Here is a 21,086-nt window from a genome sequence, read left to right on the forward strand (position 1 = left end):
GCGCCCGCGCAATGTTTGCCCGGGTACCGACGGGATTCAGCCCCGGTTGGGCGGCGTGTCCCGACGAGAGACCGGTCGGCTTCCACAGTGGGGGACCGGCGAGTCGAGGGGCCGAGGAAGTGCCGTATGTCCAGCCCGCCTTGGGTGATCGGGCCAGTCGGGGGCGCCCGCCCGCTGCCGCCACCGTCCGCAGGTGTGGGGCGGCCGGTGCCTCGCATCACCGCATCGGAAACGCGACAGGACTCAGCCGGGGCAATGGTGCGGCTGGGGCGACGCTTCGATATGTGCTGCCGTGTGCTTCTATCCGCCAGGCAAAGCACCGCGAAGGCCGGATCGACCACGGCCCCTGTGCGTAGGCGCCTGGTCGCGGCGGCGCCGCTCACGCGCACGTGAGCCAGGAACTCGCCGGCGAGGCCGCCGTAGAAGGCCGCGGGCACCAAGTCGTACACCTTGATCACCCCGTCGACCAGGCCCTGCGCCGCAAAACGCCGTAGCACCTCGACGGTGTCGGGGAGCCGGTCCCAGGTGAAGCTGGGGGCGAATCATCCGCTGGGTCTCGGGGCGGGCAGCAGCCGGACGGCGGCGGCGGTGACCACGCCCAAGTCGGACTGGGTGAACAGGTGGAGCGGAGAGGGGCCAAGTCCGTACGGGTGCACGGCCATAGCCCGGCGTTCCGCGGGCCACCAGCCCAAGGGACTCCCCAGAGCGCGTCATGGCTCCGTTTTCGGAAGATACGGGAGCAAACAGGGTGAGTGACCGGAAGTGCGATCGCTTGCCCTCAGAGCCAGTCCCGCCGCTTAAAAATCACGTACAAACTGGCACAAACTACCCCCATCAAGCCGATCGCGAAGGGGTATCCGAAGCTCCAGCCCAGCTCCGGCATGTTCTCAAAGTTCATGCCATAAATAGTTCCCACGAGTGTGGGAGCAAAGAGGATTGCCGCCCAACTCGAAATCTTCTTGATCTCCTCGTTCTGTTCGAAGCCCGCCTCCGCCAACGCGCGCATCTCGGCGTTCTGTTGCTGAGTCACCAGGGTCGCGTTGACGGTGAGGATGTCGGTGAGGGCCTGGCGGAAGCCGTCCACGCGTTCGCTGGTGTGGGTGACATGGTCGGCGACGTCGCGGAGATAGCGCTGGAGTTCCTCGTCGGTACCGTACTTGGCGAAACCGGCCATCAGGCCGTGCAGCATGCCGACCAGGGGGCGGGTGGCGCGCTGGAACTCGACCATCTCCCGGGAGAGTTCGTAGATGCGGCGGGAGACCTTGGGATCGCCGCGGAAGACCTCGGTCTCGATCTCGTCGATGTCGTTCTGGACGCCGGAGACGACGGGGACGTAGCCGTCGACGACGGAGTCGAGGATCGCGTAGAGAACGGCCTCCGGACCGAGCTTCAGCAGCTCCGGGGTGTCCTCCATGCGACGGCGCACCGCCGAGAGATCCGGTGCCGCCCCGTGGCGGACCGTGATCACGAAGTCGGGCCCCACGAACACGTGCAGCTCGCCGAAGTCGACCTCCTCGGCCGCGTCCAGATAGCGGGCGGCGCTCAGGACGACGAAGAGCGTGTCGCCGTAGCGCTCCAGTTTCGGGCGCTGGTGCGCCTCCATCGCGTCCTCGACGGCGAGCGGGTGCAGGTCGAACTCGGCGGCCAGGGAGAGGAGCTCGGCCTCCGTCGGACGGGCCAGACCGATCCATGCCATACCGGCCGGCTGCTCGCGCAGTTCACGGAAGGTCTCGGAGAGGGAGGAGGGCATCGAGACGCGTACCCCGTCACGGTACAGGGCCGCCTGTACGACGCTGGCGACGTCGGTGGATTCGGGTGCCGGTGCGTCGGGGCGGGTCGAGGGGGGCTGCGCGGGCGGCGCGGCCGGAGGATTCGGGGCGCGCCGCCAGACGGGCTTCCTGACGTCCTTCGCGTTTCCCGTGTTCTTCGCGTTTCCCGTGTTCTTCGAGGCTGAGCGGGCGCGTCGCTCGGACATCGCAGCTGCCTCCCATGTCGAACGTACGTCTGTGTGATCACGGAGCAGGATATACGGGGCAAACGACCTGAGCGTGCTCAGTCGCCTCGGGATCCGGTGAGAGTTGCGGACAGAAGGTGTCCGCAAGCGGCGCTAGCGTGCGGAGCATGACGAAGACGACCAGGACGCCCGCGGCCGCCAGGACGACCTCGAGGACGGCCGCCGGCCCCGTGCTCGGCACCCGTGCCCTCAACCGCGCGACCCTCGACCGACAGCTCCTGCTGCGCCGCTCGCCGCTGTCCGCGAAGGCCGCCGTCGAGCACCTCCTCGGTCTGCAGGCACAGAACGTGAAGCCGCCGTACCACGCCCTCGCCGCCCGCCTCGACGGCTTCACGCCCGAGGCGCTGTCGCAGCTCATGGCCGACCGGGAGGTCGTCCGCATCGTCACCATGCGCTCCACCATCCACACGCACACCGCCGGCGACGCCCTCACCCTGCGCCCGCTCGTGCAGGCCGCCCGCGACCGGGAGCTGGGCAATTTCCGCAACGGGCTGACCGGCGTCGACCTGGACCGGCTCGCCGCGCTCGGTCGTGAGCTGGTGGAGGCCGAGCCGCGCACCATGAAGCAGCTGCGCGAGGCGCTGCTCGCCGAGTGGCCCGACGCCGACCCGTTCGCCCTCTCCGTCGCGGCCCGCTGCAAGCTGCCGCTCGTCCAGGTCACCCCGCGCGGCCTGTGGGGGCGCAGCGGCCAGGTCGCGCTCACCACCGCCGAGCACTGGCTGGGCCGCCCCGCCGAGCCGGCTCCCGCGCCCGACGCGACCGTCCTGCGCTACCTCGCCGCCTTCGGGCCCGCCTCCGTCAAGGACATGCAGACCTGGGCGGGGCTGACCCGGCTGCGTGAGGCCTTCGAGCGCCTTCGGCCCCGGCTGATCACGTTCCGTGACGAGAACGGTGTCGAGCTCTTCGACCTCCCCGACGCGCCCCGACCGGACGCGGACACCCCGGCCCCGCCACGCTTCCTGCCCGAGTTCGACAACCTGCTGCTGTCCCATGCCGACCGCTCCCGGGTGGTTCCGGCCGACCTCAAGGGGCGCACCTGGCAGGGCAACCAGGCGAACTGCACGCTGCTCGTGGACGGCTTCCTCGCGGGCATATGGCGGCAGGAGGGCGAGGTCCTCACCATCGAGCCGTTCGGCAGGCTCGCCAAGGCCCAGCGCGACGAGGTCGTTCAGGAGGCCGAGCGGATGCTCACGGTGATGGCGGGATCGTCGTCGTACGACATCCGTTTCGGCGCCCTCTCCAGGTAGACCTCATTCGGCCCGCCCCGTCACCGCCACCGTCAGCCCCAGCCCGATCATCGTGAAGCCGCCCGCGCCGCCGATCAGTTGCAGACGCCGGTCGGAGCGCGCGAACCAGGCGCGGGCCGCGGACGCGGTCAGACCCCACAGGGTGTCCGTGACCAGGCCGATGGAGATCGGGACCAGGCCCAACAGCAGCATCTGGAGCGGGAGTCGACCGGCGGAGTGGTCGACGGCAGCTCAGCTACTTCGTGACGGTCGCCGAGGAGCTGCACTTCGGCCGGGCGGCCGCACGGCTGCACATCGTGCAGTCGGCCGTCAGCCAGCAGATCCGGCGGCTGGAGCGGGAGTTGGGCGCGGAGCTCTTCGACCGTTCACCTCGGCATGTGCGGCTCACCGGCGCGGGGGAACGACTGCTGCCCGAGGCGCGGGCGGTGCTGGTGGCGGCGGACCGGGCCCGGGCGGCCGTCGCCCCCGTCGCGGCGCTGCGGCTCGGTACCAGTACCGGCCTCGGCGAGCATCTCGACCGGGTGCTCGCGGCCTTCGCCGAGCGGGAGCCGGGCGTCCAGGTCGAGTTGGTCTCGCTACCGGCCGAGGAGCGGCTCGCCCGGGTCGCGGACGGGCGGCTCGACGCGGCGTTCGTACGGGGCGCCACACCACAGGAGCACCCACCGGGCCTGCGGGTGCTGCCGCTGTGGTCCGACCCCTTGGTGGCCGCCCTCCCCGCCGGGCACCCCCTGGCGGCGCGGGAGGAGGTGGCCCTCGACGAGCTGGCCGGGCTGCCGCTGAGCATCACTGCCCGCCGCATCAACCCCGCGCTGGTCGACCTGGTCGTCGGGGCCTGTCACGACGCCGGGTTCGAACCGCTGCCCGGGCCGACGAGCGGCTCCTTGCAGGACACCCTCGCGACCATCGGTGCCCGGCCGCTGTGGACCGTGGTCTACGGGTCCCACGCGCGCGTTCTGCACACGCCCCGGGTCGCCTACGTGCCGTTCCGGGCGCCGGGGCTGGCGCTCGCAACGGGGCTCGCCGTGCACGGCTCGGCGCCGACGCCATACCTGGACGGTCTGCTCGCGGCCTGCGGCCATCACGAGAACTGATCACTGCCGTCTTGGGCTGCTTCTTGGTCGGTGACGCCCCGCGCGATGGACTGTTCCCGTACACACCGAGCGGCAAGAGCCGCCGTACACAAGGGAGTTCAGCCATGCCCATCGTCACCGTTCAGCAGGGTCCGCGCGACGTCGAGCTCAAGCGGGATCTCGTCAAGCGGGTCACCGACGCCTTCGTCGACGCGTACAAGATCCCGGCCGACACCGTGCAGGTGTGGATCCACGAGGTGCCGGCGGACAGTTGGGGAAGCGCGGGGAAGCTGACCGCCGACAAGTAGGGGGAGCGGGGGAGTGGATAGGGGGCGTTGCGGGCCGCTCGTGGAGGCCCGCAACGCCCCCTGGCATTCACCTGAGGGGTACTCAGGAGTTCATCGGTGACTACGAGTTGACCTGCGCTGTCACCAGGCTGGAGAAGGTCGTGAGGCGGGTGTAGACGCCCGGGTAGCCGGCCTCCGCGCAGCCCTCACCCCAGGAGGTGATGCCTGCCAGGACGCCGCCGATGAGCAGCGGGCCGCCGCTGTCGCCCTGGCAGGTGTCGACGCCGCCGGAGGCGTATCCGGCGCAGACCATGTCGGTGGCCACGAAATTGGAGCCGTACGAGCTCGCGCAGCTGGAGTTGGACACGATCGGGACGGTCGCGGTGCGCAGCTGGTTGGCGGAGCTGCCGCTCTCCGAGGTGGTACCCCAGCCGAGGATGCGGGCGGTGGTGCCGGCCGCGTACACACCGGTGTCCGAGGAGGAGACGTACGACGCCGGGGTGTAGGACATCGCCGTCGACAGGGTCAGTACGGCCACGTCGTCGCCGTTGGTGGCGTCCGTGTAGTCGGGGTTTACCCAGATCTTGCTGACCTTGCTGACGGTGCCGTTCGTGCCGTTGAGGTACGTTCTGCCGCCGACCACGCGGACGCCACTGGTGGTCTCGCCGACCATGCAGTGGGCGGCGGTGACGACCTTCTTGGCCGCGACCAGCGTGCCGCCGCAGAACTGGCTCCCGGACGCGTCCGTGATCTGCATCATGAACGGGTACGCGGTCGTCGTGGTCGTCGAGCCGCCGACGATCGGCTGGGGCGCGGCTGCGGCGGAGGGGGCGCCGAGCAGCGCGGTCGCGGCGGCGGCAGCGGTGGCCATGCCGACGGCGGCGGTCTTCTTGACGCGGTTGAGCCCGAACATGGGTCTCCTCGGAGGTTGGCCGGTGGGGGGACGCACGGGTGTGGGGGGTGATGCACGGTGCCTGTGGTGGGGCGCCGTGTGCCCGAGCGAGCGGCACTGTGCCCAAGCTAGAAGCGGAGGGTCACTCCTCCCAATGAGGGAACCCCCTAAGGGAGTTGAGGGAGGGAAAACCCTCGGCCGCGCGGGGCGAGGTTTGGCGTACGGTGGCGTCCGGTTGGCCCCGTCCGTCCTGGGGGCTCCCGACGTGCTGGAATCAGCCCCGGTGCTCCGGGGCCGGGCTCAGCCGGTCCTGCGCTCCGCCGCCAGCCGCACTATGTCCACCCGCGATCGGATCCCCAGCTTCCGGTACACCCGAGTGAGCGTCGCCTCCACCGTCTTCACGCTGATGAACAGGCGCGCGGCGATCTCGCGGTTGGTGGCGCCCTCCATGACGAGGGCGGCGACCTGGCGTTCGGTCGCGGCGAGCGTGTCGAGGGCGGCGGAGGCGAGGGGAGGTGACGTCGGGTGGGCGGTGGACGCCGACTCGACCTGGCGGAGCCAGGGCAGGGCCCGGCAGCGACGGAAGAGGCGGGCCGCCTCGTCGTACGCGGTGGGGCCGGGCATGGGGGTCCCCCCTGCTCGAGCGAAGCCGAGAGCTTGGGGGAGGGTGCGCAGGCCCGCGAGGGCGTATGCCGCGCGGGCTTCCTCCAGGCCGTAGCCCAGCTTGCCGAGGCGGTCCTGCGCGGACGTCAACTGCCGCTCGGCAGGGCCCTGTTCGCCGCGTGCGGCGCGTACGAGGGCCTCGGCGCGGTCGAGGACGGCCAGCACGCTCTCGCGTTCCAGCCGCAGGGCCCGCTCCCGGGTGACGTCGATGACGTCCTGCGCCTCCAACGGTTCGCCGATCCGTACCAGCGCCTCGGCGAGGTCGCCGTGCCAGCGCCCGCGGGCGGGATCGACCACGCCGAGCCCCTCCTCCAACTCCCTTACGCGGCGCAGGGACTGGACCGCCGCAGCCGCGTCCCCGGCGACCAGCTGGGAGTGCCCGAGGGCGCCCAGGGCGCGCGACAGGTAGATCAGGTCGCCGTCCTCCTCGGCACGGTCCACGGCCTCCCGGGCGAGCGCGAGCGCGCGGTCCACGTCGCCGCCCGCGGCCTCGGCGAGCGAGGTGAACATGGCGGTGGCCGCCTCGCCGATCCCCGTGTCGCGAGCGAGCCGCAAGCTCTCGCGCGCCAGGTCGAGTGCCCGGCCGCAGTGCCCGGAGCGCAGCTCGGTCTCGGCGAGCCCGCGCAGGAAGTGGACCTCGCTCTCGACCATCCCGCGCCGCTGCACCTCGTGCAGCAGCGCCGTGATGGTCGTACGGGCCTCGGCGAGCTGGTCGCCCATGATCAGCCAGCGGAAGCGGGCCGCACCGGCGCCGTTGTGGTCGCACGCCACCCGGGGGTCCTGCGGCTCGCGCATCGCCCGCTGAATGGTCGCCGGGGCGTCGGGATGCCCCATCAGGGTCTCCATCTGCGCCTGGAAGCCCAGCGCGAGGAGCTCGGTGGGCCGGTCCCCGGCACGGGCCGCGAGCCTCGCGGCACAGGCGGCCTCCTCGCGGGCCTTGGCCATCTCGCCGTCCATGAGCAGGGCCCGCCAGGCCAGTTGGTAGCGGACGAGGGCGAGCAGCCGCGGATCGTCTCCCGCGTCGGCGAGCGCATGCGGGAAGACGGCGTCGATCTCGGCCATGGCCTGCCCGGCGGCGTCGATGACGACCATCCAGGCCCGCACCCGGTCCGCCGGTTCGGTGGCCCGGGCGAGCACCTGGCGCGCGATGTCCCGCGCGAGATCCGTCTCGCCGGCCGTCAGCGCGTCCTCGGCGGCCACCAGTCGCCGTTCGTCCGGGCCGGGCACGGTGTCGACGGGGGTGTGCCGGGCGGCGAGCAGCCCGAGCCCCGCGGCGACCGAGGGCGCGCCGCGGTCCCGGGCGGCGGCCGCGGCCTCGCCGAGCCGGGCGGCGACCCGTGGGTCCGTTCCGGTGGTGGCCAGCGCGAGATGGCGAGCCCGCTCGATGGGATCGGAGGCCGCCGTGGACAGCGCGGCGTGCGCGGCGCGCCGCTCCTGGGCACTCGCCTCCGCGTACAGGGCGGCGGAGACGAGGGGATGCGCGAACCGGATGCCGGGTGTCTCGCGCTCCGTGGCGAGGAGCCCGAGCTCCGCGGCCGACGCCATCTCCGCCTCGGCGTTCTCGCGACCGGCCGCGTGCAGCAGCGCCAGGGTGGGGCGCGCCCCCGCGCTCGCCACGAGCAGCGTGCGGCGGGCCTCGGCGGACAGCATCTCCAGGCGGCTGAGCACGAGCGCGCGCAGCGAGGTCGGCACGGGAAGCGGCTCGCCCGGGCTCGGCGGGGTCACGGACTCGGCGAGGGCGCGGCCCAACTCCAGTGCGAACAGGGGGTTGCCGCCGCTGGTGCGGTGGATGTCCCGCACGGTGGAGCGGGGCAGGTCGGTGTAGCCGCGATGGTCGAGGAGCGCGGCCACCTGGGCGCGGGAGAGCGGGTTGACCCGCACGGCCAGGGTGTCCGGCGGGGACGCGCGTAGATGGCGGTCGTGCTGTTGGCCCTGCGGTTCGGTGTCGGTGCGTACGGCGCACAGCATCCGTACGGGCATGCCGCCGAGCCGGCGGGCGGCGAAGCCGAGCAGTTCGGCGCTGGCCGGGTCGAGCCACTGCAGGTCGTCGGCGACGATCAGCACCGGGCCCTGGGCGGCCAGCGCCCGGAACACCGACAGCACGGCGAGCCGCAGTGCCAGACCGTCGCGCTGGAGGGTGGATTCACCGCGGCCGGTGAGCGCCGACTCCAGCGCGGTGCGCTGCGGAGCGGGCAGCCGGTCGGAGACCTCGTCCACGACCAGGCCCAGGAGGTCGGCCAGGGCGAGGAAGGGGAGGTGGGATTCGGACTCGGTGGCGGAGCAGCGCAACACGGTTCGTGCCGATGCGGCGCATTCCGCGGCCAGCGCCCGCAGGATGGTCGACTTTCCAATTCCCGCGGGGCCGTGCACCAACACGCTGCCCCCGCCGGAGAGTTGCTCGCGCGCTCCCGCGAAGAGCTCCTCCCGGCCGATGACCAGGTCGGGGCGGGGTCTCGCAGGCTCCTTGAAGTCCCCTCGCACGGTCACCGCTCCCCTCGTGTCGTGTCCGGGCCAATATTAGGCAATGTCTCTTTGAATTTCGGACTGTCGGGGTGGTGAGGGAAATAACAGGGTGTGCGCATAAGGTATTTCAAGTCGCGCCGGATTGAATGGAAAAACGCCAGGGGGTCGTGGAACGGCCGTTTTCGTGCACCGCGGAGCGGTCAAACGGTCACAGGGGCCGCGGAGCGGTCGAAAACAGCGGGTGGGTAGGAAAACGCCGCGGAGCGGCGGAGAAAGTGGCCGTGGAGCGACCGAGGCGAGGGGCGGAGCGACCGAGGCGAGGGGGCGGAGCGCCGAAAGCCGGCGAACCCTACGGCAGCACTCCCGCCCGCCGCGCAGCGACAACCGCCTCCAACCGGGTGTGCGCCCCCAGCTTCCGCATGGCCGACCGCAGGTACCCCTTCACGGTCTCGGGACGCAGCCCCAGCCGCTCGGCGGCAACGGAGTTGGTCGCCCCGCCCGCGACACAGGCGAGTACATCCACCTCACGCGGCGCCAGACGAACGTGACGCGCGCCCGGCCCGGCCCCCGGGCCGAGCCCGGGCCCCGCCTCGGCGAGCCGGCCGCACACGGAGAGAAGCTCGGCCCGAAGCTGCGGGTCGAGGATCCGCGGTGCCAGCGCGCGCAGCGCCCCGTGCGCTTCGCGCACCTCCTCCCACGCGGCACCCCCCGCCACCGGGCCGGGCTCTCGCGCGGCGGCCAGCAGGTCCCGCGCCTCGTCCCGCACGACCAGCGCCTGCTCCACGTCCCGGGCCGCCGCGACGGCCGCGCCGAGCGTGCGGTCACCCAGCGGCTGGGCCGTCCGCAGGGCGCCGTACAACACCCCGCGCACCCGTCGGCGTACGACGACGGGCACGGCCAGCACGGAGCACAGCCCCTCGGTGGCGACCGCCATGTCGTACTCGTGACTGATCTGCCGTGAGGCCGAGTAGTCGGTCACGGCGCACGGCCGGGCGAGGGCCACCGCCTTGCCGCCGAGGCCGTTGCCCGAGGACACCGCGAGGGCGCTGAGCGCGGCCGTCGCCGTACCGCTGAGTTCGCTGATGCGTACCTGCTGGCGGCCGGCCTCGACCAGGCCGCCGAACGCGACCGGCAGCCCCGTCGCGCGCCGCAGCCGTACCAGCGCGCCACGCATCTCCACCGCCTCGGCTGCGTCTGCTGCCACCTGATCGCCCCTTCATCGCGGCGCACCCCCGTTAGGGGGTGGTGAGACCTGCATCACGGAATACACGATGGTAAGCGGCTGTCCGGCAACGAGGAGGACACATGACGAGGACGAGCGCGACGGACCAGTTCCGGGCCGCGCGGGACTTCCTGTTGGAGCACCGCGAGGACTACACGGCCGCCTACGAGGGTTTCGGCTGGCCCCGCCCGGAGTACTTCAACTGGGCACTCGACTGGTTCGACGTCATCGCGCGGGGCAACGACCGCACCGCCCTGCACATCGTCGAGGAGGACGGCGAGCGCACCGAGGTCACCTTCGCCGAGATGTCCCGGCGCTCGAACCAGGTGGCCAACTGGCTGCGCGCGCAGGGCGTGGGCGCCGAGGACCGCATCCTGGTCATGCTCGGCAACCAGGTCGAGTTGTGGGAGACAGCCCTCGCCGCGATGAAGCTGCGCGCCGTCGTCATTCCGGCCACCCCGCTGCTCGGCGCCGCCGACCTGCACGACCGTGTGGAGCGCGGCCGCGTCCGGCACGTCATCGCCCGGTCCGAGGACACCGAGAAGTTCGACGAGGTGCCGGGCGGCTACACCCGGATCGCGGTCGGCGCCGCGCGGCCCGGATGGCGGTCCTACGAGGAGACGTACGCCGCCGACGCGCCCTTCGAGCCCGACGGTCCCACCCAGTCGGACGACCCGCTGATGCTCTACTTCACCTCCGGCACCACGGCCCGCCCCAAACTGGTCGAGCACACGCATGTCTCGTATCCGATCGGCCATCTGGCGACCATGTACTGGATCGGTCTCGAGCCCGGTGACGTGCACCTGAACATCTCCTCGCCCGGCTGGGCCAAGCACGCCTGGTCCAACCTCTTCGCGCCCTGGAACGCGGAGGCCACCGTCTTCATCCACAACTACACGCGCTTCGACGCGGGCCGGCTGATGGCGGAGATGGACGGGGCGGGCGTGACGACGTTCTGCGCCCCGCCCACCGTGTGGCGCATGCTCATCCAGGCCGATCTGACACAGCTGCGGACGCCGCCGCGCGAGGCCGTGGCCGCGGGGGAGCCGCTCAACCCCGAGGTCATCGAACAGGTGCGGCGCGCCTGGGGCGTCACCATCCGGGACGGCTTCGGGCAGACCGAGACGGCCGTGCAGGTCTCCAACAGCCCGGGGCAGCAGCTCAAGACGGGTTCCATGGGACGGCCCAGCCCCGGCTTCCGCGTCGAACTGCTCGACCCGGTGTCCGGCGCGCCGGGCGCGGACGAGGGCGAGATCTCGCTCGACCTGTCCGCGCACCCCGTGGGCCTGATGACCGGCTACCACGGCGACGCCGACCGTACGGCGGAGGCGATGGCCGGCGGCTACTACCGCACCGGCGACATCGGCTCCCGCGACGCCGACGGCTACATCACATACGTGGGCCGCGCCGACGACGTGTTCAAGGCCAGCGACTACAAGATCTCGCCCTTCGAGCTGGAGAGCGCGCTGCTGGAGCACGAGGCCGTCGCGGAAGCCGCCGTTGTCCCGGCCCCCGACGAACTGCGGCTCGCCGTGCCGAAGGCGTACATCGTCCTCGCGGAGGGTTACGAGCCGGGACCCGACACCGCCAAGGTGCTCTTCGAGCACTCCCGGACGGTCCTCGCGCCCTACAAGCGCATCCGCCGTCTGGAGTTCGGCGCACTCCCCAAGACCGTGTCCGGCAAGATCCGCCGGATCGAGCTGCGCGAGGCCACGGCCGCCGGCTCGGACGCGGAGTACCGCGAGGAGGACTTCCGGTGACCGAACTGTCGTACGCCCACGGCACGAGCACGACGCCCCTTCTCGGCGACACGATCGGGGCCGACCTGGACCGGGCGATCGCCGCCCACCCCGAGCGCGACGCGCTGGTGGACGTGGACTCCGGACGGCGTTGGACGTACGCCGAGTTCGGGGCCGCGGTGGACGAGGTGGCACGCGGGCTGCTCGCCAAGGGCGTGCTGAAGGGCGACCGCGTCGGCATCTGGGCGATCAACTGCCCCGAGTGGGTGCTCGTCCAGTACGCCACCGCCCGGATCGGCGCGATCATGGTGAACATCAACCCTGCCTATCGTGCACACGAGTTGGAGTACGTGCTGCGGCAGGCGGGGATCTCGGTCCTGATCGCCTCGCAGGAGCACAAGAGCAGCGACTACCGGGCCCTGGTCAACCAGGTCCGGGAGAAATGCCCGGAGTTGCGGGACACGGTGTACATCGGCGCCCCTTCGTGGGACGCCCTGACGTCGGGCGCCGCGTCCGTCGATCCTCGGCAACTAGCCGTGGCCGCAGCCGAGTTGAGCTGCGACGACCCGGTCAACATCCAGTACACCTCGGGCACCACGGGCTTTCCCAAGGGGGCCACGCTCTCCCACCACAACATCCTCAACAACGGCTACTGGGTGGGCCGCACGGTCGGCTACACCGAGCAGGACCGGGTCTGCCTGCCGGTGCCCTTCTACCACTGCTTCGGCATGGTCATGGGCAACCTCGGCGCCACCTCGCACGGCGCGTGCATCGTGATCCCCGCCCCGGCCTTCGACCCCGCGGCCACCCTGAAGGCCGTCCAGCAGGAGCGCTGTACGTCGCTGTACGGCGTGCCCACCATGTTCATCGCGGAGTTGAACCTCCCCGACTTCGCGACATACGACCTGTCCTCCCTGCGCACCGGCATCATGGCGGGCTCGCCCTGCCCGGTCGAGGTGATGAAGCGGGTGGTCGCCGAGATGCACATGGAGGAGGTGTCCATCTGCTACGGCATGACCGAGACCTCACCCGTGTCCTTGCAGACCCGGAGGGAGGACGACCTCGAACACCGCACGGGCACCGTCGGCCGGGTGCTCCCGCACATCGAGGTGAAGGTCGTCGACCCCGTGGACGGTGTGACCCAGCCGCGCGGCACCGCCGGTGAGCTGTGCACCCGCGGCTACAGCGTGATGCTCGGCTACTGGAACGAGCCCGAGAAGACCGCCGAGGCCATCGACCCCGGCCGCTGGATGCACACCGGCGACCTGGCCATGATGCGCGAGGACGGCTACGTCGAGATCGTCGGGCGCATCAAGGACATGATCATCAGGGGCGGCGAGAACATCTACCCGCGCGAGATCGAGGAGTTCCTGTACGCCCATCCGAAGATCGCCGACGTCCAGGTGGTCGGCATACCCCACGAGCGCTACGGCGAGGAGGTGCTCGCCTGCGTCATCCCGCGTGACCCGGCCGACCCGCTGACGCTGGAGGAGCTGCGGGACTTCTGCGAAGGACAGCTGGCGCAGTACAAGATCCCCAGCCGGCTGCGGATCCTGGAGGCATTTCCGATGACGGTCTCGGGGAAGGTGCGGAAGATCGAGCTGCGGGAGACGTACACGGACTAGGTGTATTGATCACCCGCGTCAACAACGCTGCAATACAACTAGTGCCGCGTCAGCCGAGGTTCGCCCCGTCGCGACGCCCGGCACGCTCCCCCACTGCCTCAAGGGCGTGGGAGGTGCTGCCCCCACTCGCCGCACCGGCCGAAAGCCCAAGTACGTCCAGTACGAGGACTTCCGGCCGGCACTCCCCCAGCCTTCGGCCGGGGGGACCCCCAGAGCACGCACCGGACGCCGCTCCTTGACGGGCGAACCTTGGCTGACGCGGCACTAGTGCGCTGCGCCAGAAGTTCGTCGGTGGATTCGCGCCTTGCCCGGCCGGGTTGGTTGTCCGCCCATCCAGCCCCGGCCTGCGAGTATTCGGCCAAGTCGGCGGCAGTGGGGCACCAAGAACTAACGACGAATTGATGGCGCAGGACACTAGGTCGTGGCTCTGCGCATGCAGACGCGTGGCCACCGGTCGAGGCCGTGCCCGGCCTCCGCGGCGCGGATCGTCCGCAGGCCAGGGGTGAGTTCGGTTTCTTCCAGGACCCGGAACCCGATGCGGAGGTAGTACGGAGCGTTCCACGGAACCTGCGCGAAGGTGGTCAGCGTGAGACCGGTCAAGCCCTCCTCTCGTGCGCGGTCGGCGGCGTACGCGAGAAGAGTCCGGCCCACGCCCCGGCGTGCGGCGTCCGGATGGACCGATATCTGCTCGATGTGGAGCGCGCCGTCCACCGGCTCGGCGATCAGGTAGGCCCGGGGGCGGTCCTCCTCGTCCACGGCGACCCAGGCGCGGCCCGCTCGCCGGTAGCCGTCCAGCAGGTCCAGGGCGGGCGGCTCGTCGTCGGCGATGTCGGCCATGCCCAGTTCCCGGAAGGGGTCGCCCGCTGCGCGTTCGATGTCCTGCAGGGCGGGGAGCTCGTCGGGGGCCGCGCGGCGGATGCGCATGCGTCGATTGTGCCGGTGGTCAGCCCGTGGAGGCGATGAGTTCGTCGGCCGGGCTGTTCACCGGTTGCGGCGTGCCCTTGAGGTCGAGGACGAAGAGGGGGACGCCGAGGGTGTCGGCCCGGGCGCGGGCGTCGTCGGCGTAGCCCGTGAGGGAGAAGTACACGCACCCCGCCGACTCCGCCATGGCCGTCAGCCACAGGCACTCCACGTCGCGGAGCGAGGCCGGACGGACTGTGGGGTCCACCTGAGCGAGGATGCCGCGGGCGGCGAGCCCGATCCCGGACGGCGGCCGCTGATCCGCCCGCCGGATGTCCCGATAACCGAGCCAGCGCAGATACAGGGCGGCCGCCGTGACCGCGTCCCGCGCGGTACGGATGGTGACCGGCTGGAGCGGGGGGCGGGGCGCGGAGGAGGGGGCGTGCGGCGGGCGCTGCGGTGACCTCCTGCTTGTGTCCTGGTCCCGGTAGTCCCTCTCCCCGTCCTGTTCGGGGTCCTGTGGCGATTCGTCCGCGTCGTGCGTCCGGCCGTCGGTCGTGTGCGGGCGGGCGCCCGGGGCGGTTTTCGCGCGGGACTCCCTGGTCCCGTCGGGGTGCGCGTCGGCGGCCGTGCCCGACGCGAGCTCCACGCGCCGCGCCCGCCGCAGGCCTCGTATCCCTCGTACTGGAATCCGCAGCGTCGCCCCGCAGGAGCACCCCAGCTCGGGGTGGGGCCACTGGCTGTCGCGGCCGCAGGCCTCGCAGCGCACCGTGACCCAGTCCTCGTCCCAGACGCGGTGGGCGACGGGCGCAGGATTCGCGAGGCGGTCGAGTGGAGGCGTCACGGGCGCGCCGCACACGCACGGATACGACGGCGCCGCATAGAGATGCTCGCGGCGGCAGGCCGGACACCGCACCGGCACGCTCTCGGCCATGGCCCACTCCAGGACGTCACGTCGGGACAGCGTGTCCATCGTCCTCCAGCGAAGGGCCCTCCGGCAGGGAAACGGTTCGACAGCCACCGGCGGGTCCAGTGCCGGTGCCCACTCTTGACGGCTCTCGGCGAGCCGCTTACATTGCTTCCAGATAGTAGAAGTTAGTTTCCGCAATACGGAATCCCGAACCCTTCAAGGGTCAGGGAGGCCGCTGCGGACCGCAACGGAATCAACAGCTCTCCGCGGGGCGCGACGGGAGCGCGAATCCGACAGCCGAAGCAGGAGTACTCCATGGCTCGTATGACCGCTGCCCGCGCGGCAGTCGAGATCCTCAAGCGCGAGGGCGTCAGCAACGCGTTCGGCGTCCCTGGCGCGGCGATCAACCCCTTCTACGCGGCGCTCAAGGCATCCGGGGGGATCAACCACACCCTCGCCCGACATGTCGAGGGTGCCTCGCACATGGCGGAGGGCTACACCCGGACCCACCCGGGCAACATCGGCGTCTGCATCGGTACCTCGGGACCGGCCGGCACCGACATGATCACCGGCCTCTACTCCGCGATCGGCGACTCCATCCCGATCCTGTGCATCACGGGCCAGGCCCCGACCGCCGTGATCCACAAAGAGGACTTCCAGGCCGTCGACATCGCCTCGATCGCCAAGCCGGTCACGAAGATGGCCGTCACCGTGCTGGAGCCCGCCCAGGTCCCCGGCGTCTTCCAGCAGGCCTTCCACCTGATGCGCTCCGGCCGTCCGGGCCCGGTCCTCATCGACCTGCCCATCGACGTCCAGCTCGCCGAGATCGAGTTCGACCCGGAGACGTACGAGCCGCTCCAGGCCTACAAGCCCGCCGCGACCCGTGCCCAGGTCGAGAAGGCGATCACGCTCCTGAACGAGTCCCAGCGTCCGCTGATCGTCGCCGGTGGCGGTGTCATCAATGCCGAAGCCTGCGAACTGCTCGTCGAATTCGCCGAGTTGACGGGTACCCCGGTCGTCCCGACCCTGATGGGCTGGGGCATTCTCCCCGACGACCACGAGCTGAACGCCGGCATGGTGGGCCTGCAGACCTCGCACCGCTACGGCAACGCGACCTTCCTGGAGTCCGACTTCGTCCTCGGCATCGGCAACCGCTGGGCCAACCGTCACACCGGCAAGCTGGACGTCTACACGGCCGGACGGAAGTTCGTGCACGTCGACATCGAGCCCACCCAGATCGGCAAGATCTTCGCGCCCGACTACGGCATCGCCTCCGACGCCAAGGCCGCGCTCGAGCTGTTCGTCGAGGTCGCGCGCGAGCTCAAGGCCGCGGGAAGGCTGCCGGACCGCGGCGACTGGGCCGCCGCCGCGCAGGAGCGGAAGGCGACGCTCCAGCGCCGTACGCACTTCGACAACATCCCGATCAAGCCGCAGCGCGTCTATGAGGAGATGAACAAGGCCTTCGGCCCGGAGACCCGGTACGTCTCCACCATCGGCCTCTCGCAGATCGCCGGCGCCCAGATGCTGCACGTCTACCGGCCGCGCCACTGGATCAACTGCGGCCAGGCGGGCCCGCTCGGCTGGACGATCCCGGCCGCGCTCGGCGTCGCCAAGGCCGACCCGGAGACCCCGGTCGTCGCCCTCTCCGGTGACTACGACTTCCAGTTCATGATCGAGGAGCTGGCCGTCGGCGCCCAGCACAAGATCCCGTATGTCCATGTCCTGGTGAACAACGCCTACTTGGGCCTGATCCGTCAGGCCCAGATCGGCCTGGACATCAACTTCCAGGTCAACCTGGAGTTCGAGAACATCAACTCTCCCGAGCTGGGCGTCTACGGCGTCGACCACATCAAGGTCGTCGAGGGACTCGGCTGCAAGGCGATCCGGGTCACCGATCCCAGCGAACTGGGCGCGGCCTTCGAACAGGCCAAGAAGCTCGCCGCCGAGTACCAGGTTCCGGTCGTCGTCGAGGCGATCCTGGAGCGTGTCACGAACATCGCGATGAGCAAGACGAACGACATCGGCAACGTCGTGGAGTTCGAGGAGATCGCGACCGAGCCGGGCCACGCCCCGACCTCGATCAAGACGCTGAAGGTCTGACCCACCGCTCGGCCTTCTGGCACTCCAGTCACGCAGGGGCGGCCCCATCCGGGTGGATGGGCCGCCCTTTCGCGTTGTTCACAGGCACCTGCGGGTCCGGCATGCTCGCCCTCATGCGGATGACCGTCCCCACCCCTCTCGGCGACATCGCCGTACGCTGCCACGGCGCTCCCGGCGCCCCCGCACTGCTGCTCCTGCACGCCAATCCCGGGGACGGTCGTGACTATGACGCCGTCCTGCCCGCCCTCGCGGACCGCCACCGTACGTTCGTCGCCGACTGGCCCGGCTACGGGAACTCCACGGTGTCCGAGCCCCGACTGGTCACCCCTGAACGGCTTGTGACGGCCGCGGAGCTGGTCCTCGACGCGCTGGTCGAGGAAGCGGGCGTCCGCGAGATCTCGGTGCTCGGCAACAGCGTCGGCGGCTACGTCGCCTGCCGCCTCGCCGAGGGGCGGCACGCCCGGTCGATCGCGGCGCTCGTCCTGGTCGACCCGGCCGGGTTCACCCGGCACACCGCCCTCACCCGCTGGTTCTGCCGGGAGGTGATGGGCCGGCCCGCGCGCGCCCGCCGACTCGTCGTCCCGCTGGCCCGCGCCTACCTGGGCCGACTCGGCACACCGAGCGCCCGGGCGACGTACGAGAGGGCCCGGCAACTGCCCGGGGACGCACGGCGATTGGCCGTGCACTGCGCCATCTGGCGCGGCTTCGCGGACCCGGACTTCGGTCTGGCCGACCCCGCCGTCCTGGACGTGCCGATCCTGTTGCTGTGGGGGAGACGCGACCCGGTCGTCCCCGCGTTCCTGGACGGCCGCCGCGCCCAACGTGCCCTGCCCGTCCGGACGTTGAGCGTGCTGCTGCCCACGGCCCATGAGCCGTACAACGAACGCCCGGACCTCTTCCTGCGCCACACCCTGCCGTTCCTCAAGGATCCGCGGGCGGTCAGTGCGGGCCTCCTCCGCCCCACCCGGCCCCGTCGTCGGTGAAACCGATGCCGCCCCCGCCGCCTCCCCAGGACTGCCCGTGCTCCGCGACACCGCCGCGGCCGATGAGGCCGGCGGCCACGGCGAAACGCGGAACCAGCACAGTCAGGGCGGCATCGCCGTACAGCGCGACCGCGAGCAGGAGGTCGTCCGTGGACAGGCCCGCCCGTTCGGCGGGCAACCGTAGCCCGGCGCGAAGCTCCTTGAGGGCGTGCCGGGCGGTGCGGGTCCGGTGGGGAGGAAGGCGGCGCAGCAGTCCGGCCGCGGCGGCCTCGGTCCGCAGCTCCGCGAGCGTGCGCCGCACCCGGGGCCGTTCCAGCAACTCCCGTATTCCCGCCGGGCGGTAGAGGGAGGCGTGCACCGCCTTCTCCAGCGGAAGGCCCGCCCCCGCGGACGCCCCCGAAGCCCGCATCGTGCCCGGACGTCCGGCGCCGACGGCCCCCCGCAGATGCAGGGCGAGCACGGCGACCGTCACGGCGGCGCGGGACCCGCCACGCAGCAGCGCGACGGTCTGGGGCTCAAGCCCGACCGCCGCGCTCCTGACCATGGTGCTCCCCCGTACCCCGTTCGGGGCCCGCCGCCCCCGTGTCGGCGGGCCCCGTGTGCCGAGAATCTGCCTCATCCGGGGGAAGTTGAAGCCCCTGGGGCCGTGTTCAGAGCTTCATTTGAGGGTTCCGTAGAAGGTCTACGTCCGGTTGCGTACACCGGGAGTGCGGTTGTGTGCGCCGGGCGCGCGCGGCGTGCGCCCTCACTGCGCCGGGTGCGCCGGGTGTTCCGACAGCCCGGGCCAGTCGTCGGGCCCGCCGCCCTGCCAGTCGATGATGTCGCTCTCCTCGACCTCGATCTCGTCGAGGTCGACATCGGCCTGGCGCAGTATCTCGACGACGTCGTCGAGGTGATACGCGATACCGAGCGTCTCGTCCCCCGCGGTCACCCTCCGCGACCCGTCCAGACCCGGGCTGTGCACGACGATGCTGGGATAGTCCATGTCCTCAGGTTCCTGCGGGGAGACCCGATCCGCACCCGGAGCACACGGCGGAGCGCCGGGCACCCGACCCGATCCGCACCCCGAGCACACGGCAGAGCGCCGGGTACGGGACCGTCCGTACCCGGCGCTCTGGGCCGATGACCTGTGAGGTTGTGACCGTCCGACGGTGCGAGGCTGGGCGCGACAGGACATTCGCGCCGCCGGACGGAGTCCGTGGGCCACACCTCAGGGGTGTGGCTGGGACCGCGGCGGATGCGATGGAACCGGAGTCTGCTTCCCTCAGGTCGAGAAGGAGATCCCGAGACCTTCACCACCGCACTGGCTCGCACGCCGCCGCGGTCCCGGTCCTGCCCGGACAGCCGATGAACCACCCCTCATCCGGGTCCAACGCCGTCACGGGCGGCTTGAGTTGAGGCTCAGTCCTCGCGCAGGGCGCGGACCGCCTCCTCCACACGCCGGCCGTACTCCGGGTCGGCGGCGTGGAAGTGGGCGAGGTTCTTCTCGATCACGTCGTCGCGGGAGACCTGCGAGAGGCCGCCGGCGATGTTGGCGATCAGCCGGGACCGCTCCTCGGCCGACATCAGGCGGTACAGCTCACCCGCCTGGAAGAAGTGGTCGTCCTTGGTGTGCAGGGGAGCCTCGTGCGTGCCCGTGTGGCCGGCGACCGCGAGCGGGGCCGACAGCGGGCGGCCGGTCTCGGCGGGGCCGTCGTAGGAGTTGGGCTCGTAGTTCTTGGTGTGGCGGCCCTGGCCGTTGGAGGCCATCAAGCCGTCGCGGCCGTAGTTGTTCGCGACCGTCGCCCTGGGGGCGTTCACCGCGAGCTGGGTGTGGTTGACGCCCAGGCGGTAGCGGTGCGCGTCCGCGTAGGCGAACAGGCGGCCCTGGAGCATCTTGTCGGGGGAGGGGCCGATGCCCGGAACGAAGTTGTTCGGGGAGAAGGCCGCCTGCTCGACCTCGGCGAAGACGTTGTCGGGGTTGCGGTCCAGGACCAGGCGGCCCACGCGCTGCAGCGGGTAGTCCTTGTGCGGCCACACCTTGGTGAGGTCGAAGGGGTTGAAGCGGTAGTCGGCCGCCTCCGCCGCCGGCATGAGCTGGACGTACAGCGTCCAGGACGGGTTCACGCCCCGCTCGATGGCCTGCAGCAGGTCGGTCTGGTGCGAGTTCGGGTCCTTGCCCGCGATCTCCTGTGCCTGCTCGGTGGAGAGGCTGCGGATGCCCTGGTTCGTCTTGAAGTGGTACTTGACGAGGAAGGCCTCACCGTCGGCGTTCGTCCACTGGTAGGTGTGCGAGCCGTAGCCGTTCATGTGGCGGTAGGAGGCCGGGATGCCGCGGTCGCCCATCAGCCAGGTGATCTGGTGCGTCGCCTCGGGGGCGTGCGCCCAGAAGTCCCAGACGTTGTCCGGCTCCTGCTTGCCCGTGAACGGGTCGCGCTTCTGGGAGTGGATGAAGTCGGGGAACTTGATCGGGTCCTTGATGAAGAAGACCGGCGTGTTGTTGCCGACGAGGTCGTAGTTGCCCTCTTCGGTGTAGAACTTCAGCGCGAAGCCGCGGGGATCACGGACCGCGTCCGCGCCGCCGAGGTTGTCGGCCACCGTGGAGAAGCGCAGGAAGACCTCGGTGCGCTTGCCGACGGTGTTCAGGAAGTCGGCGTACGTGAAGCCGGTGACGTCGTCCGTGACCTCGAAGTAGCCGTACGCGCCGGAGCCGCGGGCGTGCACCACGCGCTCCGGGATGCGCTCGCGGTTGAACCGGGCGAGCTTCTCCAGGAGGTGCTGGTCCTGGAGAAGGAGCGGGCCACCGACGCCGGCGGTGGCGGAGTTCTGGTTGTCGGCGACCGGGGCGCCGGACTCGGTCGTAAGCACGCGCTTCGACATCGTGGACCTTCCGTACGAGGGGGCAGCGGGGTCAGCGGAAATCTTCTTCCGCTTCGTGGACTCTCCGCTTGGTGGAGCCTAGGTTCGGGGCGATCTGAACGTCAACAGTTTG

General features: G+C 71.1%; 16 protein-coding genes and 1 pseudogene. 7 read left to right on the forward strand and 10 right to left on the reverse strand.

Annotation, left to right across the window (positions count from 1 at the left end; all coding sequences use genetic code 11):
- Window positions 1-778: 778 nt before the first annotated feature.
- On the reverse strand, window positions 779-1,975 hold the full coding sequence (locus OG390_RS40220) for a magnesium and cobalt transport protein CorA (protein ID WP_406174841.1): 1,197 nt from the start codon (window positions 1,973-1,975) through the stop codon (window positions 779-781).
- 146 nt (window positions 1,976-2,121) lie between these two features.
- Here OG390_RS40220 and OG390_RS40225 point away from each other — a divergent pair, with 146 nt between their 5' ends.
- Window positions 2,122-3,261, forward strand: coding sequence for a winged helix DNA-binding domain-containing protein (locus tag OG390_RS40225; protein WP_406174843.1), 1,140 nt, complete (start codon window positions 2,122-2,124; stop codon window positions 3,259-3,261).
- 3 nt (window positions 3,262-3,264) lie between these two features.
- On the opposite strand, the pseudogene OG390_RS40230 reads toward OG390_RS40225, so the two are convergent.
- A pseudogene (locus OG390_RS40230) lies at window positions 3,265-3,486 on the reverse strand (LysE family translocator); the annotation flags it as partial.
- A 17-nt stretch (window positions 3,487-3,503) separates the two neighbouring features.
- Between OG390_RS40230 and OG390_RS40235 the strand changes: the two are divergent.
- Both OG390_RS40235 and dmpI read left to right on the forward strand, forming a co-directional pair.
- The gene (locus tag OG390_RS40235; RefSeq protein ID WP_406174845.1) at window positions 3,504-4,352 is read left to right on the forward strand and encodes a LysR substrate-binding domain-containing protein; all 849 of its coding nucleotides are present in this window, start codon (window positions 3,504-3,506) and stop codon (window positions 4,350-4,352) included.
- Window positions 4,353-4,456: 104 nt separating this feature from the next.
- Window positions 4,457-4,639: a 4-oxalocrotonate tautomerase DmpI gene (gene dmpI / locus OG390_RS40240; protein WP_399087511.1), complete on the forward strand. Its 183-nt coding sequence runs from the start codon at window positions 4,457-4,459 to the stop codon at window positions 4,637-4,639.
- A gap of 100 nt (window positions 4,640-4,739) precedes the next feature.
- Here dmpI and OG390_RS40245 read toward each other — a convergent pair whose 3' ends face one another.
- From OG390_RS40245 to OG390_RS40255, 3 genes are all read right to left on the reverse strand, one after another.
- On the reverse strand, window positions 4,740-5,531 hold the full coding sequence (locus OG390_RS40245; protein WP_406174847.1) for a S1 family peptidase: 792 nt from the start codon (window positions 5,529-5,531) through the stop codon (window positions 4,740-4,742).
- Between the two features lie 279 nt (window positions 5,532-5,810).
- Entirely contained in the window at window positions 5,811-8,654 is a 2,844-nt protein-coding gene (locus OG390_RS40250) for an ATP-binding protein (protein WP_406178144.1), read from the reverse strand.
- A 331-nt stretch (window positions 8,655-8,985) separates the two neighbouring features.
- Window positions 8,986-9,840 carry a response regulator transcription factor gene (locus tag OG390_RS40255; RefSeq protein WP_406174848.1) on the reverse strand — a complete coding sequence of 285 codons (855 nt, stop codon included), beginning with the start codon at window positions 9,838-9,840 and terminating at the stop codon, window positions 8,986-8,988.
- Window positions 9,841-9,941: 101 nt separating this feature from the next.
- On the opposite strand from OG390_RS40255, the gene OG390_RS40260 reads away from it, so the two are divergent.
- Both OG390_RS40260 and OG390_RS40265 read left to right on the forward strand, forming a co-directional pair.
- Window positions 9,942-11,618 (forward strand): AMP-binding protein, encoded by a 1,677-nt coding sequence (locus OG390_RS40260; protein WP_406174850.1) that lies wholly within the window; start codon window positions 9,942-9,944, stop codon window positions 11,616-11,618.
- Window positions 11,615-13,222: an AMP-binding protein gene (locus OG390_RS40265; RefSeq protein WP_406174852.1), complete on the forward strand. Its 1,608-nt coding sequence runs from the start codon at window positions 11,615-11,617 to the stop codon at window positions 13,220-13,222. Before OG390_RS40260 ends, OG390_RS40265 begins: the two co-directional genes overlap by 4 nt.
- A gap of 414 nt (window positions 13,223-13,636) precedes the next feature.
- On the opposite strand, the gene OG390_RS40270 is transcribed toward OG390_RS40265, so the two are convergent.
- Together OG390_RS40270 and OG390_RS40275 are read right to left on the reverse strand one after the other, a co-directional pair.
- Window positions 13,637-14,146 carry a GNAT family N-acetyltransferase gene (locus OG390_RS40270; protein ID WP_406174854.1) on the reverse strand — a complete coding sequence of 170 codons (510 nt, stop codon included), beginning with the start codon at window positions 14,144-14,146 and terminating at the stop codon, window positions 13,637-13,639.
- A gap of 19 nt (window positions 14,147-14,165) precedes the next feature.
- Window positions 14,166-15,056 carry a hypothetical protein gene (locus OG390_RS40275; RefSeq protein ID WP_406178146.1) on the reverse strand — a complete coding sequence of 297 codons (891 nt, stop codon included), beginning with the start codon at window positions 15,054-15,056 and terminating at the stop codon, window positions 14,166-14,168.
- 300 nt (window positions 15,057-15,356) lie between these two features.
- Here OG390_RS40275 and gcl point away from each other — a divergent pair, with 300 nt between their 5' ends.
- Both gcl and OG390_RS40285 read left to right on the forward strand, forming a co-directional pair.
- Complete coding sequence (gcl, locus tag OG390_RS40280) at window positions 15,357-17,132, forward strand: glyoxylate carboligase (protein WP_406178148.1); 1,776 nt, start codon at window positions 15,357-15,359, stop codon at window positions 17,130-17,132.
- A gap of 113 nt (window positions 17,133-17,245) precedes the next feature.
- Window positions 17,246-18,115, forward strand: a complete 870-nt coding sequence (locus tag OG390_RS40285; protein WP_406174856.1) for an alpha/beta fold hydrolase — start codon at window positions 17,246-17,248, stop codon at window positions 18,113-18,115.
- On the opposite strand, the gene OG390_RS40290 is transcribed toward OG390_RS40285, so the two are convergent.
- The 3 genes from OG390_RS40290 to OG390_RS40300 form a co-directional block, all read right to left on the reverse strand.
- Complete coding sequence (locus OG390_RS40290) at window positions 18,072-18,734, reverse strand: TIGR04222 domain-containing membrane protein (protein WP_406174858.1); 663 nt, start codon at window positions 18,732-18,734, stop codon at window positions 18,072-18,074. The genes OG390_RS40285 and OG390_RS40290 overlap by 44 nt on opposite strands.
- A gap of 126 nt (window positions 18,735-18,860) precedes the next feature.
- Window positions 18,861-19,100, reverse strand: coding sequence for a hypothetical protein (locus OG390_RS40295; RefSeq protein ID WP_406174859.1), 240 nt, complete (start codon window positions 19,098-19,100; stop codon window positions 18,861-18,863).
- A gap of 416 nt (window positions 19,101-19,516) precedes the next feature.
- Window positions 19,517-20,974 carry a catalase gene (locus OG390_RS40300; protein ID WP_406174860.1) on the reverse strand — a complete coding sequence of 486 codons (1,458 nt, stop codon included), beginning with the start codon at window positions 20,972-20,974 and terminating at the stop codon, window positions 19,517-19,519.
- Window positions 20,975-21,086: the final 112 nt, after the last annotated feature.

Origin of the sequence: Streptomyces sp. NBC_00996 (genome assembly GCF_045162675.1) — a bacterium.
Classification (GTDB): Bacteria; Actinomycetota; Actinomycetes; order Streptomycetales; family Streptomycetaceae; genus Streptomyces.